General features: G+C 47.8%; 14 protein-coding genes. 11 read left to right on the top strand and 3 right to left on the bottom strand.

Translation table 11 applies throughout. The features are described from left to right. Positions 1–138: 138 nt before the first annotated feature. The 5 genes from HP568_RS20500 (at position 139) to HP568_RS20480 (ending at position 7,698) form a co-directional block, all read left to right on the top strand. The gene (locus HP568_RS20500; protein WP_173630078.1) at positions 139–1,245 is read left to right on the top strand and encodes a carbamoyl phosphate synthase small subunit; all 1,107 of its coding nucleotides are present in this window, start codon (positions 139–141) and stop codon (positions 1,243–1,245) included. Further along, positions 1,238–4,480, top strand: a complete 3,243-nt coding sequence (gene carB / locus HP568_RS20495; protein WP_173630077.1) for a carbamoyl-phosphate synthase (glutamine-hydrolyzing) large subunit — start codon at positions 1,238–1,240, stop codon at positions 4,478–4,480. Before HP568_RS20500 ends, carB begins: the two co-directional genes overlap by 8 nt. Further along, on the top strand, positions 4,425–5,396 hold the full coding sequence (gene argF / locus HP568_RS20490; protein ID WP_048034996.1) for an ornithine carbamoyltransferase: 972 nt from the start codon (positions 4,425–4,427) through the stop codon (positions 5,394–5,396). Before carB ends, argF begins: the two co-directional genes overlap by 56 nt. 429 nt (positions 5,397–5,825) lie before the next feature. Continuing rightward, entirely contained in the window at positions 5,826–6,377 is a 552-nt protein-coding gene (locus HP568_RS20485; RefSeq protein ID WP_048034995.1) for a DUF5317 family protein, read from the top strand. Next, positions 6,361–7,698 (top strand): HD-GYP domain-containing protein, encoded by a 1,338-nt coding sequence (locus HP568_RS20480; protein WP_173630076.1) that lies wholly within the window; start codon positions 6,361–6,363, stop codon positions 7,696–7,698. The genes HP568_RS20485 and HP568_RS20480 overlap by 17 nt, the downstream gene beginning before the upstream one ends. Positions 7,699–7,726: 28 nt before the next feature. Here the strand turns inward: HP568_RS20480 and HP568_RS20475 are convergent, their stop codons facing one another. Next, positions 7,727–8,266, bottom strand: coding sequence for a histidine phosphatase family protein (locus tag HP568_RS20475; protein WP_048034993.1), 540 nt, complete (start codon positions 8,264–8,266; stop codon positions 7,727–7,729). 277 nt (positions 8,267–8,543) lie between these two features. Here HP568_RS20475 and HP568_RS20470 point away from each other — a divergent pair, with 277 nt between their 5' ends. Both HP568_RS20470 and argH read left to right on the top strand, forming a co-directional pair. Continuing rightward, positions 8,544–9,803: an argininosuccinate synthase gene (locus tag HP568_RS20470; protein ID WP_056487125.1), complete on the top strand. Its 1,260-nt coding sequence runs from the start codon at positions 8,544–8,546 to the stop codon at positions 9,801–9,803. Beyond that, positions 9,800–11,245: an argininosuccinate lyase gene (gene argH, locus HP568_RS20465; protein ID WP_173630075.1), complete on the top strand. Its 1,446-nt coding sequence runs from the start codon at positions 9,800–9,802 to the stop codon at positions 11,243–11,245. Before HP568_RS20470 ends, argH begins: the two co-directional genes overlap by 4 nt. Before the next feature lie 64 nt (positions 11,246–11,309). On the opposite strand, the gene HP568_RS20460 is transcribed toward argH, so the two are convergent. Continuing rightward, complete coding sequence (locus tag HP568_RS20460; protein WP_173630074.1) at positions 11,310–12,221, bottom strand: acetamidase/formamidase family protein; 912 nt, start codon at positions 12,219–12,221, stop codon at positions 11,310–11,312. 139 nt (positions 12,222–12,360) lie between these two features. Between HP568_RS20460 and HP568_RS20455 the strand changes: the two genes are divergently transcribed. Next, on the top strand, positions 12,361–13,461 hold the full coding sequence (locus HP568_RS20455; RefSeq protein ID WP_048034989.1) for a GerAB/ArcD/ProY family transporter: 1,101 nt from the start codon (positions 12,361–12,363) through the stop codon (positions 13,459–13,461). Between the two features lie 57 nt (positions 13,462–13,518). Here HP568_RS20455 and HP568_RS20450 read toward each other — a convergent pair whose 3' ends face one another. Next, positions 13,519–14,676: an iron-containing alcohol dehydrogenase gene (locus HP568_RS20450; RefSeq protein WP_173630073.1), complete on the bottom strand. Its 1,158-nt coding sequence runs from the start codon at positions 14,674–14,676 to the stop codon at positions 13,519–13,521. A gap of 332 nt (positions 14,677–15,008) precedes the next feature. Between HP568_RS20450 and ftsE the strand changes: the two genes are divergently transcribed. The 3 genes from ftsE to HP568_RS20435 are packed head-to-tail and all read left to right on the top strand — an operon-like array spanning position 15,009 to position 17,811. Further along, positions 15,009–15,695, top strand: coding sequence for a cell division ATP-binding protein FtsE (gene ftsE / locus HP568_RS20445; RefSeq protein ID WP_007718270.1), 687 nt, complete (start codon positions 15,009–15,011; stop codon positions 15,693–15,695). Continuing rightward, positions 15,685–16,581, top strand: coding sequence for a permease-like cell division protein FtsX (ftsX, locus tag HP568_RS20440; RefSeq protein WP_048034987.1), 897 nt, complete (start codon positions 15,685–15,687; stop codon positions 16,579–16,581). Before ftsE ends, ftsX begins: the two co-directional genes overlap by 11 nt. Positions 16,582–16,608: 27 nt before the next feature. After that, complete coding sequence (locus tag HP568_RS20435; RefSeq protein WP_048034986.1) at positions 16,609–17,811, top strand: murein hydrolase activator EnvC family protein; 1,203 nt, start codon at positions 16,609–16,611, stop codon at positions 17,809–17,811. The last annotated feature ends 24 nt before the right edge of the window (positions 17,812–17,835 follow it).

The following is a 17,835-nucleotide window of genomic DNA, read 5'->3' as shown; positions in this document are numbered from 1 at the left end:
AAAGAATGCAACGGGTGGAAGTGGCCAAAAAACTCGTTGCATTTTTATAATCTCAAATGTATATTAATACAAAAGGTTGCATAAATTTTCGTTAAGAGCGATCAGGCCGGTGCCCATTGGAGAGGAGTGGCTTTATAGATGAATAGAGAGAAGCAATCGTTAGGAACAGGGTATTTAACGCTGGAGAGCGGCGAGGTTTTTACAGGGAAGCTGTATGGCGCTCCAATTAACGGATTCGGAGAAGTGGTTTTTCATACAGGAATGACGGGATACCAAGAGGTGATGACAGACCCTTCTTTTGCAGGGCAAATCGTTACCTTCACGTATCCCTTGATCGGAAACTACGGGATTAACGAAAAGGATTATGAGGCAGCCAAGCCAGCGTTGACAGGGATGATTGTCAGCGAGCTATGCACGGAGCCAAGCCATTACGAATCAAACATGACTTTGGCCCAAGCGGCAGAAGCATTTGGTTTCCCGATCCTTGCAGGGATTGATACGCGAACGATTACAAAGCGCGTTCGTCAAGACGGTACCGTATTCGGTGTCATTTCCGATCAGCCTATGCAGGTAGAGGAAGTTGTGTCCCTACGCTACAAGCACGCCAAGAAATCATTAGTTGCCAATGTATCCAGACAACAAGTGGAGCGGTATCCGGGAACAGGGGAGCATGTCGTCTTGATTGACCTCGGCATGAAGCAATCGATTTTGGATGCCCTTCTCGAACAGGGCTGCCGTGTCACGGTCGTTCCTTTTGATACGAGTTTTGCCCAAATCAATGCGCTCGCACCAGACGGCTTGTTGTTTTCCAATGGGCCTGGCGATCCGGAGCACTTGCTTGCGTATTGCAGCGAGTGGCGCAAAGCCGTGGAGCAGTACCCGACATTGGGCATTTGTTTGGGGCATCAAGTATTGGCATTGATGTACGGCGGCAAGACAGAAAAGCTCGCATACGGTCACCGCGGCAGCAATCATCCGGTCAAGGATCTGATGACTGGCAAAGTATATATGAGTTCACAAAATCACGGGTACGTGGTCAAGGAAGAGTCTCTGGACAAACGTCAGTTAACGGTTTCCTACCGCAATGTCAATGACGGTTCAGTCGAAGGATTGCGTCACGTCAGTCTGCCTGTTTTCAGTGTGCAGTTCCATCCGGAAGCACATCCGGGCCCTAATGATACATCCCACATTTTCCACCAATTCTTGCAGTCGATGCGCGTAGTAGGAGCGAAGAGATATGCCTAAATTGCCACACATTCATAAAGTATTGGTTATTGGTTCTGGCCCGATCGTCATTGGGCAGGCAGCGGAGTTCGATTATGCAGGTGCACAGGCTTGCCTTTCCCTAAAAGAAGCTGGCGTGCAGGTCGTGCTGGTGAACAACAATCCGGCGACAATCATGACAGATGAACAAGTAGCCGACAAAGTATATCTGGAGCCGCTCACGGTGGAATCCGTGACAGCTATTATCGCAAAAGAGCGTCCCGATGGCCTCTTGCCTACGTTAGGCGGCCAAACGGGACTTAATCTTGCTGTTTCGCTGGCAGAAGCGGGCGTGCTGGAAAAGTACAGCGTCCAACTGTTGGGTACGCCGCTGGCTGCCATTCAAAACGGGGAAGACCGTGAGCTGTTCAAGCAATTGATGCAACAAATCGGAGAGCCAGTTCCTGAGAGCGATACAGTCGAATCTGTAGAAGCAGCAATCGAGTTTGCGAACGCGATAGGCTATCCCGTTATTGTCCGTCCTGCTTATACACTCGGTGGAGCAGGTGGCGGGATCGCGGGGGATGAAGCGTCCTTGCGAAAGGTTGCAGCCGGTGGCATTGCAGCTAGCCCAATTGGTCAGGTACTGATTGAGCGCAGTGTAAAAGGCTGGAAAGAGATTGAATACGAGGTCATGCGGGACGCAAATGATACCTGCATCATCGTGTGCAATATGGAAAATTTGGACCCAGTAGGTATTCATACGGGAGACAGTATTGTCGTCGCGCCCTCTCAGACGCTGACAGATCGCCAGTACCAAATGCTGCGCAGCGTATCAACGAAAGTGATTCGTTCGCTTGGGGTAGTAGGCGGTTGCAATATTCAATTTGCGCTTGATCCGAATTCCGATCGGTATGTGCTGATCGAAGTAAATCCTCGTGTAAGCCGTTCGAGTGCGTTGGCGTCCAAAGCAACTGGGTATCCAATCGCGCGGATCGCCGCCAAGCTCGCATTAGGCTACGGACTGGATGAGGTACTCAATCCAATCACGGGATACACGTACGCTAGCTTTGAACCAGCGTTGGACTACATCGTTGTCAAAATCCCGCGCTTTCCGTTTGACAAATTCCCACTGGCAGACCGGAAGCTGGGGACGCAAATGAAAGCGACTGGCGAGGTCATGTCGATTGCCCGCAATCTGGAAGCAGGACTTTTGAAGGCAGTTCGTTCCCTGGAACAGGGTTGCACACATTTGACTCGACCAGAGCTGGCATCATGGACACGTGAGGAGCTTGCACATTCCTTGCAGGAAGCGACTGATATCAGACTGTTTGTTTTTGCCGAGGCGATCCGCAAAGGCTTTACAGAAAGTGAGCTGCACAGTCTGACTGGTGTCGATCCGTTTTTCTTGCGGAGCTTGCGTAAAATCGTGGACTTGGAAGTAGAGCTATCTTGCCACGACAGGACAACACTGACCCCAGAGCTGTTGCTGGAAGCAAAGCGTCGCGGGTTTGCTGATGAAACCATCGCTTCACTGGTTGATGCTACACCTGCCGAAATCAAATCAATTCGTCAAGAATCAGGCATTACGCCTACTTATAAAATCGTGGACACGTGTGCAGCAGAATTTGATGCCCAAACCCCTTACTACTATTCAGATTGGCAAGGAATAGATGAGGTGGAGTCATTGTCTGGCCGCAAAGTACTGGTACTTGGCTCAGGCCCCATTCGCATCGGTCAGGGTATCGAGTTTGACTACTGCTCCGTGCATGCGGCCAAAGCGCTTCAGGCAAGCGGTATTGCGGCTGTCGTTGTGAACAACAACCCAGAGACGGTCAGCACTGATTATGAAACAGCCGACCACCTTTATTTTGAACCGCTTCACGTAGAAGACGTGCTGCATATCGCAGAACGCGAACAGGTTGAGGGCGTCATGGTTCAGTTCGGCGGTCAAACCGCGATCAATCTGGCAGCCAAGCTGGAGCATGCGGGGCTGAAAGTAATGGGTACGTCGCTTACAGCCATTGAACGTGCGGAGGATCGCGAGCTGTTCTACGCCATGCTGCGCAAGCTGGATATTCCGCATATCCCCGGTAAAGGAGTATCGTCTTTGGAGGATGCGACCGCAATAGCGGAGGAAATCGGCTTCCCAGTTTTGATGCGGCCTTCGTACGTCATCGGCGGGCAAGGTATGGTAGTAGTCCACAATATCGACGAACTGCAAGCAACCATTCAAGACTGGTTAAACCATCCGGACATGAGCATGTTTTTCCCACTCCTCGTGGATAAATACGTTCCAGGCAAGGAAGCAGAAGTAGACGCGGTATGCGACGGACAATCTGTCATTATCCCAGGGATTTTCCAGCATGTGGAGAGAGCGGGTATCCACTCAGGCGACAGTGTAGCCTTGTTCCCGGCTCCTCAGCTGACGGATGACATCAAGCACAAAATCGCGAGGTATACAGAAGCAATCGCGAGGGAAATGGAAGCGGTCGGGTTAATCAATATCCAGTTCGTCATTGATGGCGAAACAGTTTATGTACTGGAAGTAAATCCTCGTGCTTCACGGACAGTACCGATTACGAGCAAAGTGACTGGCATCCCGATGGTTCAATTGGCGGTTCGCGCACAATTGGGTGAAAAGCTGTCGGAGATGGGCTACGGCACAGGGCTTTTGCCAGAGATTCCTTTTGCAGTCGTCAAAGCGCCAGTTTTCTCCACGATCAAGCTGAACGGTGTAGACCCGGTATTAGGTCCAGAGATGAAATCGACAGGCGAAGTTCTCGGCTTGGGGCATTCTTTCGAAGAGGCAGCAGGCAAAGCCTTTGCTTTCAAGGACAATTTGTACGGCGACTGGCAAAAAGGTCAGTTGGTCATGATTTCTCTGGCAGATGGAGATAAGCAGGACGGCATAAGAGAGTCGATTCGACAAATTCAAGCAGATGGTGCCAATCTGGCGGCAACTCCGGGAACGGCCGAGTGGCTTGCAGCCGATGGAATTGTCGTGAAGCATGTCGTGGCAGATGAAGAGGCGTGGATCGAGCTGTTGCAAAAGGAAGAAGCGGCCTTCGCACTTGTAACTGCGACGAAAGGCAATCGTCAGGGCCGGACAGGATTTGCTCTGCGAAGTCGTATGGTACAACAAGGTGTGCCGTTGTTCTCCGCTGTCGATACGTTCGAGTTATACGTGAAGTCTATTATGAAGAAAAGAGGTGGCTTGCATGCAGCCAGTGAAGATATTGGAACACTTTCAAAACTTGCCGTTACAAAAGCATAAAGGGAAAGATTTCCTGCGCGTCGATGAATTCAACGGGGAAGAATTGATGGAGCTGCTCCATCTGTCTGCTCACGTCAAGCAATTGCAAAAGCTGGGACAGCCATTCCAGCCTTTGCAAGGCAAGACGTTAGGGATGATCTTTGACAAGGCTTCGACCCGCACGCGCGTCTCCTTTGAAGTAGGGATGCATCAGTTGGGTGGCCTAGGGATGTTCATGAGCGGAAAAGAGCTACAGCTCGGACGCGGGGAACCGATCAGCGACACTGCGAAAGTTCTCTCTCGGTACGTGGATGCCATCATGATTCGCACCTTTTCCCACTCTTATGTAGAAGAGCTTGCTCTGCACGCGTCGATCCCTATTATCAATGGTTTGACCGATCTGTACCATCCGTGTCAGGCGTTGGCTGATCTGCTGACAATCTGGGAGCATAAAGGCAAGCTGAAAGGAGTCAAGCTCGCCTATGTAGGAGACGGAAACAACGTGGCGAACTCACTGGTGCTGGGCGCAGCTCTGCTAGGTTTGGACGTGCGGGTGGCGACTCCGGCAGGCTATGAAATGGATGCAACAATTGTCGCAAAGGCTACAGAATACGCGAATCAAAGCGGTGGAAAAATGATGGTAACCACTGATCCGATAGAGGCTGTCATGGGGGCAGATGCTGTATACACGGACGTTTGGACTAGTATGGGTTTTGAAGAAGAAAATGAGGTACGATTGAAAGCATTTGCCGACTATCAAGTGAACGAAAAACTGGTAGCAGCGGCAGATCGTGATTATCTCTTCTTGCACTGCTTGCCAGCACATCGTGGGGAAGAAGTGACAACCGGGGTCATCGACGGATCTCGCTCTGTCATTTTTGATCAGGCTGAAAATAGATTGCACGCACAAAAGGCGATATTGGCGGCGCTGGTGTGAACATAGTTCTAGTTAAATAGAACTAGCCGTAATTAAATCGAATAGACTATGAATCTATGATTGCCGAATTTTGTCACTTATGTGTAAAATAAAGGTAGGAAAGAAGCAAGGAAGTACGGACTGTATCTGGTCGCTTGGTCCGTATGGAGCCAGTAGCGAATCCAACCTTTTCCGTAATGGAAAAGGAAAGGGAGCAGGGGCTGTACTTGGTCGCTTGGCCTCTGCATCACGGACAGTAGCGAAGCCAGCTTTCTCCACTATGCCTGAAGGGGGGAAAAGAAAATGAAAAAATGGTTCGCGGCAATTATGATGGTGGTAGCAATCGTAGCAGCTACTTCTGCAAACTTCCATATTGGATAATAAGCGTATTGGAGAAACAAACACCGCTTGGCTGAGTGGTGTTTTTTCTTCAAGCTTGGAGGAAACAACATGCTATTGGATGTCATTGCCCTATCTTTTCTCGTAGCATTGCTGCGAGGGGGGAGAATCAAGGAATTCCCTAAATTCAATCAAATAAAACTTCTTATCGTTACCATATTGCTGCAGGCTTGTGCAGTCTTCTTCCCTACGATCGGTGGCCTTTTCATATCGATCGCGTATGTGTTTATTTTGGCTTTCCTCGTTTTTAATCGAGAATTTGAAGATATGCGGATATTTTTAATCGGCTGGTTTCTGAATGCGATTGCAATTTGGTCTAACAATGGAAAAATGCCAATTGATTTAGTCCAAGCAGCAAAGCTTCCTTATGATTTGGAACCAGTGATTAACGGAACCAATTTCAAGCATAGTGTATTGACGGAAAGTTCAAATTTCCCATTTTTGACGGATGTCATCTACATGCCATCTATCATTCCTCGGATTATTAGCATCGGCGATATTTTTATTATGTTAGGCGCCTTTTTACTTGTTCAGCGATTGATGAATAAACCTATTTCATTACTACAACTTCGCGAAGGTAAAAGTTATGCGACAAAAAACTAATTATGCGGTTTGGATAAAGGGGATTGTTGTACAGATTGGATTTGTCATTGCAGCAATCTATATTTTTTACACATCTTCATCTGAATGGGCTCTTCGTGAGCATTGGGGGGTATTATCTACCTATACCCTCCTGACCATTTTTTCCTGTTTTGCTCCCGTGCGCATATCGAATACGATTTTAACAGTGAACAATGCTGTAATCTTTTCGGGTATCTTGTTGTACGGAGTATGGGTCGGAGTATGGGCTGCTGTTATTGAATCTTTAATCATTGCATTCCTGGTAAGGTTTAATCCACTAAAAGCCATCATTAATATTGGGCAATTGTTAATGACTATATGGACAGTAGCGTTTTTGAAGGATTGGATCGAGGGCTTCGGAACTGTTTCTCCCATTATTAGCGATTTGTTTTTGGCTGTTGTGTATTGGTTTGTGAACCTGATTTTATGTGGATTGGGTATCTCCTATTTTCATCAAATGACTTGGGCGCGAACCGTAAAGATGATGGCAAAAGGCTTTACCTCGACTTACTTGCTGCTTTTAATTCTAGCCGGAGTAGGTTCGCGGTTAGTAGAGTCATATGGACCGCTCACACTAATTCCTATGATGATTGCCTTTATTACGATCAGCTACGTATTTCATCATTACTATGACAACCTTCAAAGGCTTCAGCAAAAAGTAGAAGAGGTCAAGTCATTCAATCACAACTTCTTAACGACAATGGCTGCTTCCATTGACGCACGAGATCGATACACAAGTGGGCATTCTCAGCGTGTAGCTTACTGGGGAAGAGAAATTGCGAGAGATATTGGGTTGTCCGAAAGAAAAGTGGAGGATGTTTATATCGGGGGAATCCTGCACGACATTGGAAAAATCGGCATCGAAGACGAAATTCTCAATAAAAAAGGAAAGCTGACCCCGGAAGAGTACGACAAGATCAAGCAGCATACGGTCATTGGCTACGAAATTATTTTGCAAGCAGGGATGTTCAATGAATTGCTCCCTGCGATCCGCTCCCATCATGAGCGAATAGACGGAAGGGGATACCCGGATGGTTTAGCCGGGGATGAGATTCCACTGATGGCGAGAATTTTAGCTATTTCAGACGCTTTCGATGCGATGGTCGCGGACAGGCCTTATCGAAAAGGTTTGCCTGTGGAGGAAGCGCTTCAAGAAATCAGACGGGGCTCCGGTACCCAATTTGATCCGATATTGGCGGAGCATTTTATCAGAATCGTTCAGCGACTGCCGTACGAAGAGTTGCAGAGCATTATCGGAATGGAGTCCATCCCACAAAAACAGTTACAGGAGGCAATCAGATGAGCTGCCCCTTGTAACTGTTTTTATTCGTTTACGACCATATGCGGATGAGCTCTCTGGTTTCGAAATGACAGGTAAGCTTGAATACATCTGGATTGCTTAATTTCTCCCAATCGTGAAAGCCAAAGCGGTCATCCATTGATTTCATGAGCAAGGCTAGCAGGCATCCGTGACTAACAAGCACGATTTCTTTATGCGCATCTGCTAAAATCTCAGTGAGTAACGAATTTGCCCGGTTTATAGCAGCAAGACTGGATTCTCCCCCTTCGAATTCAAGCGTCATGTCATCGAACGTATCGCGCAGTCGCTCAAACCAATCTTCACGTGGTACTCCGCTAAGGACGCGCTCGACCAAACGTGTGTCTTCTTCAACCACGATTCCACGCTCCTGTGCAAGAGGCTGGATGGTGGCAATCGCCCGATGGTACGGACTAGAAATGATTCGATCAATGGGAGAACCAGCGAAGAAGGAGGCAAGCTCCTGAGCTTGTACTTCTCCCTTTTCCGTGAGCAGGGCTTCGGGTTCTTGGCCAGCAGCCTGACAATGACGTACCAAATAAATTGTTTTCATAGTCCCTCCAACAGACTTCTTCTATGGAATTCCTCCTTTCACTCATTCTCTACCCTGGATAAGTTTCCCTTTTGGTTACGCAAACGTTTATGCATAAACAGATGATGAGTATGCATAAAAACAAGAAACTCTTTATGCGGAAAATGTATAATTCCTCTGCATCTCCGTTTTTTTCTGCGAATTCACAAGAAATATACAAGAAAAATAGTTGTATTTTTATTAGTTCGTTTGTATAATTACTCGCATAAGAGAAACTTCGAAACGGGGAGAGAGAATGATGGCAAAAGAAAAAATTGTGTTGGCCTATTCAGGCGGTTTAGATACATCAGTAGCAATTAAATGGCTGCAAGATACGTATAACTACGATGTCATTGCAGTTGCATTGGATGTAGGGGAAGGGAAAGATCTCGATTTCGTACAGAAAAAAGCATTGCAGGTAGGAGCATTGAAATCCATCGTAGTGGATGCAAAAGATGCATTCGCAGAGGAATTTGTATTGCCAGCTCTGAAGGCAAACGCGATGTACGAAGGGAAGTATCCGTTAGTGTCTGCACTGTCGCGTTATCTGATTTCGCGCGTGCTGGTTGAGATCGCGGAAAAAGAAGGCGCAGTAGCTGTCGCACACGGTTGCACAGGAAAAGGAAACGACCAGGTGCGTTTCGATGTTTCCTTTACAGCGCTGAACCCGGATATCAAAATCGTGGCTCCAGTTCGTGAATGGGGATGGACGCGCGACGAAGAGATTGAATATGCGAAAAAGAACAATATCCCGATCCCAATCGATCTGGACAATCCATACAGCATTGACCAAAACCTGTGGGGCAGAAGCTGCGAGTGCGGTGTTCTGGAAGATCCATGGGCAGCTCCTCCAGAAGGTGCATACGATCTGACGAAGTCGATCACGGATGCTCCAGACGAGGCAGAAGAAATCGAAATTACTTTCGTGCAAGGGAAGCCAACTGCATTGAACGGCGAAGAGCTCCCACTTGCTGAGCTGATCCTCAAGCTGAACAAAATCGCTGGAAACCATGGCGTAGGCCGTATCGACCATGTGGAAAACCGTTTGGTGGGCATCAAATCTCGTGAAGTTTATGAGACACCGGCTGCGACTACTTTGATTTTGGCTCACCGTGAGCTGGAATTTTTGACGCAACCTCGTGAGGTCGCTCAGTTCAAACCGATTGTTGAGCAAAAACTGGCGCAAGTGATTTACGAGGGTCTCTGGTATTCACCAATTCGCAATGCTGTCCAGGCGTTCATTGAAGAAACGCAAAAACACGTAACGGGTGTTGTACGCGTGAAGCTGCACAAAGGACATGCGATCGTTGTAGGCCGTACCTCTGCATCGTCTCTCTACAGCCATGAGCTGGCGACTTACAATGCAGGTGACCAATTCGACCACAAAGCAGCACTTGGTTTCATCAAGCTGTGGGGTCTGCCTACAAAGGTGTACGCACAGGTAAACGAGGGTGTACTGCACGAGAATAAAAACACGGCCATTAAGATTTTGGATGAAAAGGATGCGATCAAGCAATGAAACTCTGGGGAGGACGCTTCACGAAGCCGACGAATCAACTCGTAGAAGAGTATACTGCTTCTATTTCTTTCGACCAGAAAATGTGGCGACAGGACATCGTCGGAAGCCTGGCTCATGTTGCCATGTTGGGCAAGTGCGGCATCCTGCCGATGGAGGAAGTAAGACAGATCATCGCTGGCTTGAAAAAGGTTAAAGAGAAAATTGAGCGCGGGCAAGCTGAGTTTCTCGTAGCGCACGAAGATGTGCATATGAATATTGAAAAGATGCTGATTGAAGAGATCGGTCCGGTGGGGGGCAAACTCCACACCGGCCGCAGCCGTAATGATCAGGTTGCGTTGGATATGCACCTGTACCTCAGAGAAAAGCTGATGGAGATTATCCAATTGGCGATGTATTTGCAAGAGGCATTGCTTGAGCAAGCGAGCCAGCATCTCGATACCGTCATGCCAGGCTATACACATTTGCAACGTGCGCAACCGGTATTGTTCGGCTATCACCTGATGGCGTATGTGTCCATGCTGCAACGCGATATCGAGCGGATGACCGAGACGTGGAAGCGTGTGAACGTACTGCCGCTTGGAGCAGGTGCCCTAGCAGGTACGACATTCCCAATCGACCGCTCGTTTGTAGCAGAATTGTTGCAATTTGACGGTATCTATCAAAACAGCATGGATGCGGTGAGTGACCGTGACTTCATCGTCGAATTTTTGGCAGACGCTTCTTTGGTCATGACCCATCTTTCCCGTCTGTGCGAAGAGCTCGTCATTTGGAGCAGTCAGGAATTCTCTTTTGTGGAGCTAGACGATGCGTTTTGTACGGGGTCCAGTATCATGCCGCAAAAGAAAAATCCTGATGTAGCAGAGCTGGTTCGCGGAAAAACAGGGCGTGTTTACGGCAATCTGTTTGGATTGTTGACCGTATTGAAAGGTTTGCCGCTGGCGTACAACAAGGACATGCAAGAAGATAAGGAAGGTATGTTCGATACGGTAGCGACCATTCATGGGGCACTAGCGTTGCTCACTCCGATGATTAAGACAATGCAAGTCAAGGCAGATCGCATGCGTCAAGCAGTTACCAACGATTTTTCCAATGCGACAGACTTGGCAGATTATTTGGTTCGCAAAGACATGCCGTTCCGTCAGGCGCATGAAGTCGTGGGGAGAACTGTCTTGTACTGCATCGAGCAGCAAAAGTATCTTCTCGATCTGACCCTGGAAGAATTCCAGAGCTTCTCAGAGGATATTGGGGCGGATGTTTATGACGCGCTAGCTGTTGAGACCGTTGTCAATGCACGCAACGTGCTGGGTGGGACTGCGCGTAATCAGGTAGAAGTACAAATTGATTGGTACCGCAAGCAACTGGTAGAAACACATGCTTGGGTGGACAAAAACAGTCAAAAGGTCATGATTGAATCCCTGATCGATGTCGGTTCACCTGCATAAAAACGTACATGCAGGAAAAGCAAAAACCCCAAAGCTTTGGGGTTTTTTTGCGTTCTATCCATCCTTATCTACCGACTATTTTCGAATCAAAGCCTAACGCGGTTGTGTACGCTAGAGGCAACTCCATGCGGGCTGTCTTTAAAGGATCGACGACTTGACAGATACGCAAATCTCCCGCAGCGGAGAGCAGGAAGGTGGCTTCGGCCTTTTCTACCCCCAGCTCTTCGTGTAGAAATTGTACCATGTTGATTACCGCTCGATCGGCAGCCTTGTCCAACTCTTTTTCCGACGCAATCGTGATCAGGTGCTCTTGGTTGACTGCCATCGGTAACGGCCACTGCTTTCCTTTGATCACATCGAGCTTTACGGTTACTTCCCCCGCAATTTCCACACCACAAACAGCTACTTCGCCGTCAGCCATTGCAGCATGAAGGTCACCCAGGGCAAATAATGCGCCGGGAACATTTACGGGTAAAAGCAATGTAGTACCTTCACGCATTTGCTTGCAGTCCATGTTGCCGCCGTGATCGCCTGGCGTACCGCATGAAATGGCTTCATTGGCAGGAGCTGTTCCAATTACGCCAATCATGGGATTGATCGGAACCTGAAGCTTGTCTGACAAGACAGCTTTTCCATCATGTATCGGAATCATTTTGATCACATTTTCTTGCAGGTCGAATCCCATTACACCTAGTTCTGGTCCGGTAACCATTACGCCTTGAGTTTTAATCTCAATTTTCTGAATATGAACAACCAAAATATCGCCTGGATCTGTTCCTTCTATAAAAATAGGGCCGGAAGCAGGGTTGATCCGATTCCAATCAAGCTCTTGAAACACGGTGTCAGCCGATTGGATTTGGTCCTCGAAGCAATCGCAGGTTTCAAATGTTACGATACTGCCTGCTTCTACCCTCAAGACCGGCCGATTCTCAGGAGACATGGCATAAATCACGTCCTGCTTTTTTACTCTGTACATGGTTGTAGTCCTCCAGTCCATTTCCAAATTTACCTATATTTCTTTATCATAGCATGAAATGCCCACGTGTTTAGCGCCGAATCATGGAGGAAATAATTGTACAAAGGGATCGAAGGCCTAAAGAGAGCAGGGAGCAATCATGCAAGAGAGCTACAAGATCAGTCCCCGTCAACTATTGATGCTCGTCACCCTTGTTACCATTGGGGACTCCGTTCTCGTCCTGCCAGGCATGACGGCTGCACTCGCTAAACAAGATGCATGGATATCCGTCCTGGTTGGGCTTGGGGTGGGACTGCTCAATATTGTCTTACTCATAGCTGTGGGGAAGCTTTATCCGAATCAAAGCTTTTTCACCTTCGTTGATCAAACCGTTGGAAGAGTGTTGGGAACGATCATTACACTCTCGTTTATTAGCTATACTCTTTTTTCAGCAGGGGCGCATGTGATGGAAATTGGCGACTTTGTTGGCACGCATCTATTAGTCGCGACTCCAAGATTCGCGATACAGCTGTTGTTTGTCATAGTGATTATGTTTGGTGTGAGTTTGGGGCTGCAAACAGTCGCAGAATCGGCAGAAATCTATTTTGTCTGGTTCTTTTTCTTTTTTGGTTTACTCATGATTACTCTACTGCCACAGGCGGAAATATCGAGAATTCAACCTGTATTTGAAAATGGGTGGAAGCCTATTTTGCAGGGATCTACGGCGGCAATTGCCTTTCCTTATTCAGAACTGGTCATTTTTATGGCGGTTCTTCCGTTTGTCTCGCCCATCCAGAAACGGATGAGATCGTTTTTCTTGGGGACGTTGCTTGGGGGAATTGTGCTGTTCATCATCATGCTGATGTGTATCCTTGTTTTGGGGGCAGATCAGACTTCGCGGCATTTTTATCCGACCTATGTTCTCATCAAACAACTGAAGCTCGGAAATTTCATTCAGCGGCTAGAGGCGATTATCGCGGTGATCTGGTTTATCGCGGTGAGCGTCAAAATTACGCTGTATTGTCTGTTTTTTCATTTGGGAATCCGTCATGTTTTTCGAATCGACAACTTTAAGGTTTTGATCTTGCCGTACATCGTTTTGCTCATGGTGATGTCCACGATTTTCTCGCCCAATATCGTCGTCTTTGGCGACATCATTTCGAAGTACTGGCCATTCTATGATTTTACCTACAGCATCGGTGTACCGTTGTTGCTGTTATGCGGAAATCTTATTCGGAAAAAATGGCTGAATCAAGACTGACGACTAAAGTAACAAACGCCGTACTCCCATTTCTGGAAGGCGGCGTTTGTTTGTGTTTTACAAAGACATGCGAAGAATCTGTGCCACATCGTCACTCGTCAACGTCTTAAACTGACCGATCGGGCCAAACGGAGTGGCTTTTTCGGCCATGAGCTGCAAGTGCTCGTCGGTGATACCGTAATCAGCCAAGCGAGTAGGGGCACCGATACGCGCAAAGAATGCTTCTGTAGCGGCAATCCCTTCCAAGGCGATCTCATCATCTGTCTTGCTGGCAGGATCGACATTCCATACCTCTGTTGCGAAGCGCACGAAGCGAGTAACGTTTTCACGGTACACATAGCGCATCCATTTCGGGAAGATGATCGCCAGACCGCCACCGTGCGGGATGTCGTAAACAGCGCTGACAGCATGCTCAATGGAGTGGGTTGCCCAGTCTGTTGTGACGCCAACCGGGAGAGTGCCGTTCAATGCCATTGTTCCGCAATACAGGATGTTGGCGCGGGCATCGTAGTCTTCCGGATTGGTGAGGACACGTTCTGCATTTTCGATAACGGTCTTCATGATCGACTCAGCAAAACGTGTTTGCAATGGAATTTCGGTTGTATGCGTGAAATACTGCTCAAATACATGGGACAAAATGTCGCTGATTCCGTAGATCGTTTGGTCGCGAGGTACGCTAAATGTATGCTCAGGGTCCAGAATCGAAAACGCCGGAAACGTCGTACCAGCTCCATGCTTTTCTTGTGTCTCCCAGTTGGTGACGACACTTCCCCGGTTCATTTCCGAACCAGTAGCCGCAAGTGTCAGTACGGTACCGAGGGGTAGAGCCGCTTGTGCGACCGCTTTGCGCGTATAAAAATCCCATACATCTCCCTCGTAAGGCACACCAATCGCGACTGCTTTGGCCGCGTCGATTACACTACCTCCACCTACCGCGAGAATCCAATTTACGCCCTCTTGGCGGCATAGCTCAATTCCTTTGTTCACGGTACTCAGACGCGGATTTGGCTCCACTCCTGCCAACTCATGCACGCGGCAGCCCGCAGACTGGAGGAGAGAAATCACTTTGTCGTAGAGACCAGTTCGCTTTATACTGCCACCACCATATACCAAAAGAACAGTGGGACCTAGTTGTCTTGCTTTTTCCTCGAGCTGGGCCAATTGACCCCGTCCAAAAATCAGTTGTGTCGGGTTATGGTAAGCAAAATTTTCCACGAGATAACCAGCTCCTTTTTTATGATGCCCCTCTTGTCACACTCATTGTAGCCAACTGTTTTCCATGATGCTAGTTGGGAATGTGCAATCTTATTTTCTCCCTAATTCGTGACAGTTGTTAACAATCGAAGCTGTTTCGACAAGAAATGAGAGATTTAGTGGATACCATCCGTGAAACGTGGTGGTATAATGGATAAGATGGGAAATCCCGCTGTTTTTCAACAAGGTATGGCAGCGGTTGCTAGAGGGTAGAGGGGTTTTGTCGATTTTCACTTTAAAATTCAGGATCAAGATACATAGACAAGGATCTGACGAAGTAGGATGTGATTGGCTTGATCGAAATGTTCGATGTGTGGAAAACATACCCGAATGGAACGAATGCTTTGAAAGGTATCAACATTCGGATTGAGAAAGGTGAATTTGTGTACGTAGTAGGCCCCAGTGGTGCGGGTAAATCTACGTTTATCAAATTGATGTATCGTGAAGAGAAGCCAACAAAAGGACAAATCTTCTTGGGTGGCTTTAATGTCAGTAGAATCAAAGAGCGTCAAATTCCATTGGTCCGCCGCAGTATCGGTGTCGTGTTCCAGGACTTCAAGCTGCTGCCGACGTTGACTGTGTTTGAAAACGTCGCCTTTGCGATGGAAGTAATCGAGAGCAATCCTAAACAAATCAAGCCGCGCGTGATGGATGTTTTAGGACTCGTAAAGCTCAAGCATAAAGCCAAAATGCTGCCAAACGAGCTGTCCGGTGGTGAGCAGCAACGTGTTGCCTTGGCACGAGCACTGGTAAATAGTCCGGGAATTATTATCGCGGACGAGCCGACGGGGAACTTGGACCCTGAGACCTCTTGGGAAATCATGAAGCTGTTTGAAGAAATCAATCAGCGTGGAACGACAGTCGTCATGGCTACCCACAATAGAGAAATTGTCAACACCATGAGAAAACGGGTGATTGCGATCGAAGCAGGCCAGATTGCCCGTGATGAGCAGAGAGGGGAATACGGTTATGAAGATTAGGACGCTGGGGCGCCATGTCCGTGAAGGGGTCAAAAACCTCGGGCGGAACGGCTGGATGTCGTTCGCTTCAATTAGTGCCGTGACCATTACCCTCTTTATCTTGGGCGTTTTCCTCATTCTGGCGATGAATGTCAATTACTTTGCGCAAACCGTGGAAAAGCAAGTAGAAATTCGCGTCTTCATGGACTTGCTGGCGACGAAAGAAAACATCACACAGGTTGAGAATAACATCAAGAAACTTCCGCAAGTGGAGTCCGTTTCATTTATACCGAAAGACGAAGGGCTGAAGCAATTTAAAGAGAGCCTTGGAGAAAAAGCGTATTTGTTTGAAGGATTGGAGGAAAGCAATCCTCTGCCGGATGCGTTTGTCGTAAAAACGAAGCAACCGCAAGATACTGCTGCTGTTGCCGCTCAAATTAAAAATCTCCAGTATGTCAAAAGCCTGACCTATGGGGAAGGCACTGTGGAAAAGCTGTTTTCCTTGACAGGAGCAGTCCGTAATGTCGGGATTGCCTTTATTATTGGACTTGGCTTTACAGCGATGTTCTTGATTGCCAACACGATTAAGCTGACAATTGTGGCACGTCGCAGAGAGATTGAAATCATGAAGCTGGTTGGTGCCACGAACTGGTTTATCCGTTGGCCATTCTTTGTGGAAGGGCTCATGATGGGTGTGGCAGGGGCATTGATTCCGACCATTATGTTAACGGTTGGATATTACTACCTTCTGGATGCAATTCACTCCAGTTTTGAAGCTTCCCAACTGTTTAAACTGTTGCCGCTATTCCCGCTCGTGTATCAAGTTGCGTTGGCTTTGCTGGCGATTGGTGCATTCATCGGGATTTGGGGAAGTTTGGTGTCCGTACGTCGCTTCTTGCGAGTTTAATAATTTGAAGAGCGTGGGAGGAGTATCATGAGAAAGAGAATCCTGCTAGCACTCGTAATCACTGGGCTTGTAGTCGGTACTGTGATCCCGACAAATGTGAGCTTGGCAGCGCCTAGTAAGGCTTCTTTGGACAAGATTAATCGAGAGCTAAAAGAAATCCAAAAGAAGAAGAAAAGCCAGCAGCAGCAATTGAAGAAGACCGAAGAACAGATCAATGTCGTGCAAAAAGAGAAAAAGGGCTTGGAAACGCAATTGATGCAAATCGATTTGCGACGCAACGATACACAGAAAAAGCTGGACAAGCTTGAGCAGCAAATGGATGATACCAAGGAAAAAGCAGCACATGCGCAGGATCAACTGGATGAGGCAAAAGACCGCGTGGCGAAAAGGGATGCCTTGCTCAGAACACGTGTGACAGCAATGTATGAACGCGGCACGATCTCTTACTTGGATGTACTTCTCGGCTCCTCTGACTTTGGGGACTTTTTGACGCGTATGCAGGCCTTGCAGCTTATTTTAGAGCAGGACACGCGTATTTTAGAGGATAACATTCGCGATAAGGACACCATCGAGACAAAAAAGAAAGAAATTGATCATCAACTGACTGTGTACGCCGGGATGTTCGATGAGGCTGAGGAGCTCAAAGTCGAATTGGACAAGCAGTACAAGCAAAGTCTAGTGGTCAAGGCTGAACTGGATAAGAAAGAATCTGCTCTTGAAGTGGATTTGGAGCAGTATGGACAGGAGCTTTTGGCTATCACCAAACAGGAATCAGCTAAATATGCAGAGCGAGTACGTGCGATGAGCGCATCTAGTACAGGCTACAAGGGTGGAAAGTTTGCCTTGCCTGTCGCAAGTGGACAATTCCGCTTCACTTCAGGCTTCGGAATGCGGTCAGACCCGTTTACAGGCCGCTCGGCTGGGCATAATGGTTTAGATATGGCAGCACGGAAGGGTACGCCAATTATGGCAGCGGCTGACGGAATCGTTCTCTTTGCAGGATATAACGGCGGCTACGGGAATACAGTAATGATCAAGCATAACGCGGAATATACCACTCTGTACGGTCATATTCGCGAGGGAGGTATCAAGGTTTCTGTTGGGCAAGCTGTATCGAGAGGTCAAAAGATCGCAGAGGTAGGATCAACAGGTCGCTCAACCGGAAATCACGTACACTTTACCGTCTATAAAAATGACGTAGCAGTTAACCCAATGCCGTACTTGAAGTAGACCCTCGTGCGACCAGACAAATAT

The sequence above is a fragment of the Brevibacillus sp. MS2.2 genome, assembly GCF_013284345.1.
GTDB classification, from domain to species: Bacteria; Bacillota; Bacilli; order Brevibacillales; family Brevibacillaceae; genus Brevibacillus; species Brevibacillus brevis_C.
This window is presented reverse-complemented; position numbering and strand designations above follow the sequence as displayed.